Origin of the sequence: Nocardioides sp. (assembly GCF_047607365.1) — a bacterium.
Taxonomy (GTDB): Bacteria; Actinomycetota; Actinomycetes; order Propionibacteriales; family Nocardioidaceae; genus Nocardioides.
The window spans coordinates 1-6,217 of sequence record NZ_JASGDD010000071.1; the positions used below are offsets into that span (position 1 = coordinate 1).

Here is a 6,217-nt window from a genome sequence, read left to right on the forward strand (position 1 = left end):
CGCCGTGCCGCGCGTGGGCCGCGAGCGCGGCGGCCTGCGGCAGCAGCAGCCAGGGCTCGTGGCCGTCCGCCGGCGGGAGCCCGGCGGCCTGGAGGGTCGGCATGACCCGGGTGCGCAGATCCTCCACCCCGGCGTCGTACGACGTCAGGCCCTGGGCCACGAGACCGCGCGCGAGCAGCACCTCCGCCCGGCCGCAGAGGACCGCGAGGCCGCCGCCGAAGACGGAGGTGGCGAGCTCGTCGCCGGCCATCTCGTCGAGGATCAGGTCGGCGCGGTCGAGGTCGCCCTCGCGCAGCGCGACGAGCGCAAGCACGGCACGCAGCTGGGCCGCGTCCTCCGCCGCGCCGATCGCCGTGAGGACGGGAAGGGCGGCGTGCACGCGACGTGCGGCGCTCGCCCACTCCCCCGCCTGCAGCTCCACGCCGGCCAGGTGGGCGTGGAGCATGGCCTCGGTCCAGGGGCCCACCGTCGGGTCGGCTGCGGCGATGGCCCGCTCGGCCACCTCCCGGGCGCCGGCCAGGTCGCCGGAGTTCTCCAGCGCCTGGCTCGCCCAGAAGCAGGCCGCGATCCTGACCGACGGGTCGGGGTCGCGGGTGAGGGGCTCCAGCACGGCATGGCGGTCGGCCTCGGCCTCCGCGGACGTCATCGCGAGCTCGACCCGCACGGTGGCGCGGATCCAGGCCGGTCCGTCACCGGGGCCGAGCACGGTGAGGCGCGCCACCGCGGCGGGCAGCAGCTCGGGGGCGAACATCCGCGCGTAGGAGCTCACCGACTCCAACGTGGCCCGCTCGGCGTCGACGAGCTCGGCCGGCACGTCGTGCTCGGCCAGGAGGACGCCGATCGGCCGGACGAGGTTGAAGACCTTCAGGTGCGAGCCCTCGATGGTCCAGAACGCCGACAGCCCGGCGAACACCGCGACCGCCACCGCGAGGTCCTCCTGCGCGATCGCGCGCCGCAGCACGTCGACCAGATTGCCCTCCTCGGCGCGCGTCCGGCTCATCAGCTCGATCTGCTCCGGGCCGTAGAGCCCGGCCACCGCCTCGCCGGCGACGGCGGCGGCCCAACCGGCGAGGGCACGCGTCGCGTCGGCGTCGTCGCCCGCGTCGACCAGCTGCATCCGGCCGAACTCGCGGACCGTCTCGAGCAGCCGGTACCGCAGCCCGTACGCCGTCTCGTCGACGACCACCAGCGACTGCGCGACGAGCTCCTCGATGCGCTCCAGCGCGTCCGGCCCGACGACGGCCTCGGCGCCCCCGAGCGCGAAGCCGTCGCGGAAGACCGACAGCCGCCGCAGCGCGGCCCGGTCGGGTTCCGCGAGGAGGTTCCAGCTCCAGTCGATGACCGCGAGGAGGGTCTGGTGCCGCTCGGGCGCGTCCCGGCTGCCGCCGCGCAGCAGCGCGAACCGGTTGTCGAGCCGGCGCTCGACCTCCTCGACGCTCATCACGCGGACCTTGGCCGCCGCGAGCTCCAGCGCCAGCGGAAGGCCGTCGAGCCGCTCGATGATCGGGGCGATCTGCTCGTCGGCGAGCACCACGCCGGGGCGGGCGGCACTCGCCCGCTCGCGGAAGAGCGCGATCCCGTCGGCCGTCGACAGCTCGGGCAGCAGGTAGACGTGCTCCGCGCTCAGCCCCAGCGGCGCCCGCGTGGTGGTGAGGACGGTGAGGCGCGGCGTACGGCGGATGAGCACCGCGACGAGGTCGGCGACCGCCGAGACGACCTGCTCGCAGTTGTCGAGGATGAGCAGGCTCGGCACCGACCCGATGGCCTCGACCAGCCGCTCGACGACGTCGGCGGTGCGTGCCGCGCCGACGAGGTTGGCCATGAGCGATCCCCGGGCCCCGAGCGCGTCCGCGACCTCGACCGCGACCCCGTCGCCGGTCGTGACCGACGCCAGCGCCACGAAGTAGACGGCCGGCTGCTCGGCGGTGCGGCCGACCAGGTGGGCCAGCCGGGTCTTGCCCAGCCCGCCGGCGCCGACGATCGAGACGATCCGCCTGGACCGGATCAGCCGCTGCAGCGCGGCGATGTCCTCGGCACGGCCGATGAGCGGGTCGGGATCGAAGCCCAGCCCGGTGCGGACCGGGCGGTCGCGGCGGAGCAGCTCGGCGTGCAGCTCCTGGATCGCGGGCGCCGGGTCGACGCCGAGCCGGTCGGCGAGCTCCGCGCGATAGGCGTCGAACGCCTCGAGTGCGGCGGGCACGCCCTGGGTCTCGGCCGTCGCGCGCAGTCGGGCCAGGACGACCTCGTCGTCGTCGGGTGCCAGCTCGAGATGCGCCAGCGCGTCGGCGTACCGGCCCTCGGAGGCGAGCCGCAGGCCCTCGGGGCGCGCGGCCCAGAGGTCGACCTCGCCGGCGTCGAGCGTCAGCCGGTAGCCGGTCGCGGTGCGCTCGATCGCCTCGGCCGCGGTGGCGGTGCGGGCGCGCGACACCACGACCTGCAGCGCCTTCGGCGGGTCGGCCGGGCGGTCGTCGGGCCACAGCTCGTCCACCAGGGCGTCGGCGGAGAGCCCGCGCGGGCCGCCGTCGACCAGGGCACGCAGCAACGTCCTGGACCGCTCGCCCGCTATGGGGCGGTCCTCCCACCTGACGTCGTCGGCGACGCGCAGGCGAGTCACGAGACGGGCCGCCGAACTGTCACCGTGACAGTCTGGCAGGCGCCCGGACTCACCGCTGGACGGCGCCCGTGACCTCGGCGGCCCGGGCGACGGCGGCGTCGCGCGCGGCAGCCGCCTCACCCTCGGCGAGGGTCCGGTCCGGAGCGCGGAAGCGCAGCGCGAACGCCAGCGACTTCCTCCCCTCGCCGACCTGCTCCCCGGTGTAGACGTCGAAGAGCCGGACCGACTCCAGCAGGTCCCCGGCGCCGTCACGGAGGGCCTCGGCCACCGCGGCGACCGGGACGTCGGCGTCGACGACGAGCGCGACGTCCTCCTTGGCGACCGGGAACGTGGAGAACTCCGGCGCGCGCGGGGTCTCGGGGGCGAGGGCCATCAGCAGGTCGAGGTCCAGCTCGACGGCCGCCGAGCGCTCCGGCAGACCGAGGGCCTTGCAGACCGCCGGATGCAGCTCGCCCGCATGGCCGAGCTCCTGCCCGTCGACGCTCAGCGAGGCGCAGCGCCCGGGGTGCCACGGCGCGCGCTCGGTGTTGGCGGTGTCGATCGCGACGCCGAGCTCGTCGGCGAGACGTCGTACGACGGCGAGGGCGTCGGCCCACCCGGCGACCGTTCCGCTCCCCCACCAGCCGGCCCGCTCCCGCTCCCCCGCGAGGACGATCGCGAGGTGCATCGGCTGGCGCGGCACGGCGGCGAGGAGCGTCTCCATCTCGGCTGCGGTCGGCCGGCTCTCCACCCCGTAGATGGGCGCGGCGCCCTCGGCCGGGAAGGCGACGGTCATCGTCTCGAAGAGCGCGACGCCGGGCGCGCCGCGGCCGAGGTTGCGCGCGGCGGCCTTGAGCAGGCCGGGCAGCGCGGTGGTCGTGTAGGCGGGCTCCTCCGCGGAGAGCGGGTTGGCGAGCTTCACGGTCTCGCGGAGCCTGTCGTCGGAGGGCAGGCCCATCTGGTCGAAGGTCGCCTCGCCGACGAACGGGAAGCTGACCACCTCAGTCAGACCCGCGCCGGCCAGGGTGCGCCCGACGCGGCGACGCAGCCGCTGCTCGCGGGTCAGCCCACGGCCGTCGACCGGGCGCGGCAGCACGCTGGGCACCTGGTCGTAGCCGACGATCCGCACGACCTCCTCGACGAGGTCGTAGGGGTCGGTCAGGTCCGGACGCCAGGTCGGGACGGTCGCAGTGAGCGTGTCGCCCTCGACGGTGACCCGGGCGCCGATCGCGGTGAGGTGACGCACGGTGTCGTCGGCGCTGACGTCGATGCCGCTGATCCGTGCCGGGAGGTCGACGGGCGCGCTGATGACGCCCGGGGTCGGGGTGGTGCCGGCCTGGGTCGCGCCCGGAGCGGCCGTGCCTCCGGCGTACGCCACGAGGAGCTCGACGACGCGATCGGCCGCGATCGGGGGCAGCAGCGGGTCGACGCCACGCTCGAAGCGCTTGGACGCCTCCGAGCCGAGCTTGTGCCGCTTCTGACTGCGGAAGATCGAGGTCGGGTCGAAGTGCGCGGCCTCGACGACGATCTCCGTGGTGGCGTCGGAGATCTCGGTGCGGGCACCACCCATGACGCCGGCGATGCCGATCGGACCGTCGCCGTCGGCGATGACGAGGTCGGCCGGGTCCAGCACGCGCTCGACGTCGTCGAGCGTCGTGATGGTCTCGCCGGCGGCGGCGCGACGGACGCGGATCGGGCCGGCGAGCGTGGCGCGGTCGTAGCAGTGGTTGGGCTGCCCGAGCTCGAGCATGACGTAGTTGGAGATGTCGACGGCGATCGAGATCGAGCGCATGCCGCACTGCTCGAGGCGCGTGCGCATCCAGTCGGGTGTCGGTGCCAGGGGGTCAACTCCCGTCACGACGCGGGTGACGAAGACCGGGCAGCCCTCGGCGTCCTCGATCTCCACGGGGTGGCCGCCGCCGTCGGCGATCGGAACGCCGTCGCGCGCCGCGGGGTCGGTGAACGGGATCTCGAAGCCGAGCGCCGCCTCGCGCGCCACACCGCGAAGCGAGAGGGCGTAGGCGCGGTCGGGGTTGATCTCGAACTCGATGACCTCCTCGCCGAGGCCCAGCACCGCGCGTACGTCGTCGCCGGGCTCGCCCGCGTCGGCGGGCAGCACGATGATCCCGTCGTGGTCCTCGCCGAGGCCCAGCTCGCGGGCGGAGCAGATCATCCCGGCCGAGAGGTGGCCGTAGGTCTTGCGCTCGCTGATCTGGAAGTTGCCGGGCAGCACGCCGCCGGGCAGCACCACGACGACCTTGTCGCCCGGCTTGAAGTTATGGGCGCCGCAGACGATGCCCTGCGGCTCGCCGGTGCCATTGGCGGCACCGACATCGACGGTGCACCAGTTGATCGTCTTGCCGTTCTTCTGCGGCTCGGGCTCCATCGTGAGCACCTGGCCGATGACGAGCGGCCCCTCGATGCCGGCGCCGGCGGACTCGATCGCCTCGAGCTTGAGCCCGAGTGCGGTGAGGCGCGCCGTGAGCGCCTCGGTGGTGATCGAGTCGGGGAGGTCGACGAGCTCCTTGATCCAGGAGACGGGGGCCTTCATGCGATGCGCCTTTCTTCGCGGCCGTCGCGAGCGGCGTCGCGCGGAGTGCCTGGCAAGGCGGAGGAAGGAGCCGTGGCGGAGCCACGGCGACTGACGACAACGAAGTCCAGGCGCCCGCGCGGCGGCGCGCAGCAGGCCGGAGCAGGAAGGCGCATCGCTAGAGCTCCGATCCGAAAGCAGTGGTGAAGCGGACGTCGCCCTCGAAGAGGGTGCGCAGGTCGGACAGGCCGGTGCGGAACATCAGCGTGCGGTCGATGCCCATGCCGAACGCGAAGCCGGAGTAGCGGCTCGCGTCGACGCCGCAGGCCTGGAGCACGCGCGGGTTGACGATGCCGCAGCCGCCCCACTCGATCCAGCCCTCGCCCTTGCAGGTGCGGCAGGGACCGTCACCGTCGGCGCTCAGCTGCGAGCCGCGGCAGACGAAGCAGGTCAGGTCGACCTCGGCGCTGGGCTCGGTGAAGGGGAAGTACGACGGCCGGAACCGCGTCACGATGCCCTCGCCGAACATCTGCGTGGCGAAGTGGTCGAGCGTGCCCTTGAGATGGGCCATCGAGATGCCCTCGTCGATCGCCAGACCCTCCACCTGGTGGAACATCGGCGAGTGGGTGGCGTCGTACTCGTCGGTGCGGAAGACGCGACCGGGGCACACGACGTAGATCGGGGGCTCACGGGTGAGCATCGTCCGCGCCTGGACGGGACTGGTGTGCGTGCGGAGGACGACGTGGTTCTCCGCCGGCTCGGTCCAGAACGTGTCCTGCATCGTGCGGGCGGGGTGGTCCGGACCGAGGTTGAGCGCGTCGAAGTTGAGCCACTCGGCCTCGATGACCGGGCCCTCGGCGACCTCCCAGCCCATCGCCACGAAGATGTCGGCGATCAGCTCGGCGCCGGTGGTGAGCGGGTGACGCGCGCCGGCCGGGAGGCGGTCGGTGGGGAGCGTCATGTCGACGGTCTCCTCCACGAGCATCCGGGCCTCGTGCTCGGCCTCCAGCACCTCGGTCCGGGCGGCGAGCGCCTTGGCGACGGCGCCGCGGGCCTGGCCGACGCGCGCGCCGGCCTCCTTCCGGGCGGCCGGC

3 protein-coding genes are annotated in these 6,217 nt (G+C 74.2%); all 3 read right to left on the reverse strand.

Going from position 1 to position 6,217, the window contains the following annotated elements; genetic code table 11:
• The coding region (locus QM572_RS05930) for an ATP-binding protein (RefSeq protein ID WP_415091047.1) at window positions 1-2,614 on the reverse strand (2,614 nt) is incomplete at its 3' end.
• A 49-nt stretch (window positions 2,615-2,663) separates the two neighbouring features.
• Window positions 2,664-5,144 carry a phenylalanine--tRNA ligase subunit beta gene (gene pheT / locus QM572_RS05935; RefSeq protein WP_415091049.1) on the reverse strand — a complete coding sequence of 827 codons (2,481 nt, stop codon included), beginning with the start codon at window positions 5,142-5,144 and terminating at the stop codon, window positions 2,664-2,666.
• Window positions 5,145-5,301: 157 nt separating this feature from the next.
• Window positions 5,302-6,217: phenylalanine--tRNA ligase subunit alpha (pheS, locus tag QM572_RS05940; protein WP_415091051.1), on the reverse strand; the 916-nt coding region annotated here is incomplete at its 5' end.

Coding starts and splice junctions, on each gene's coding strand:
- pheT (WP_415091049.1), bottom strand. CDS start 5,144: ATGAAGGCCCCCGTCTCCTGGATCAAGGAGCTCGTCGACCTCCCCGAC.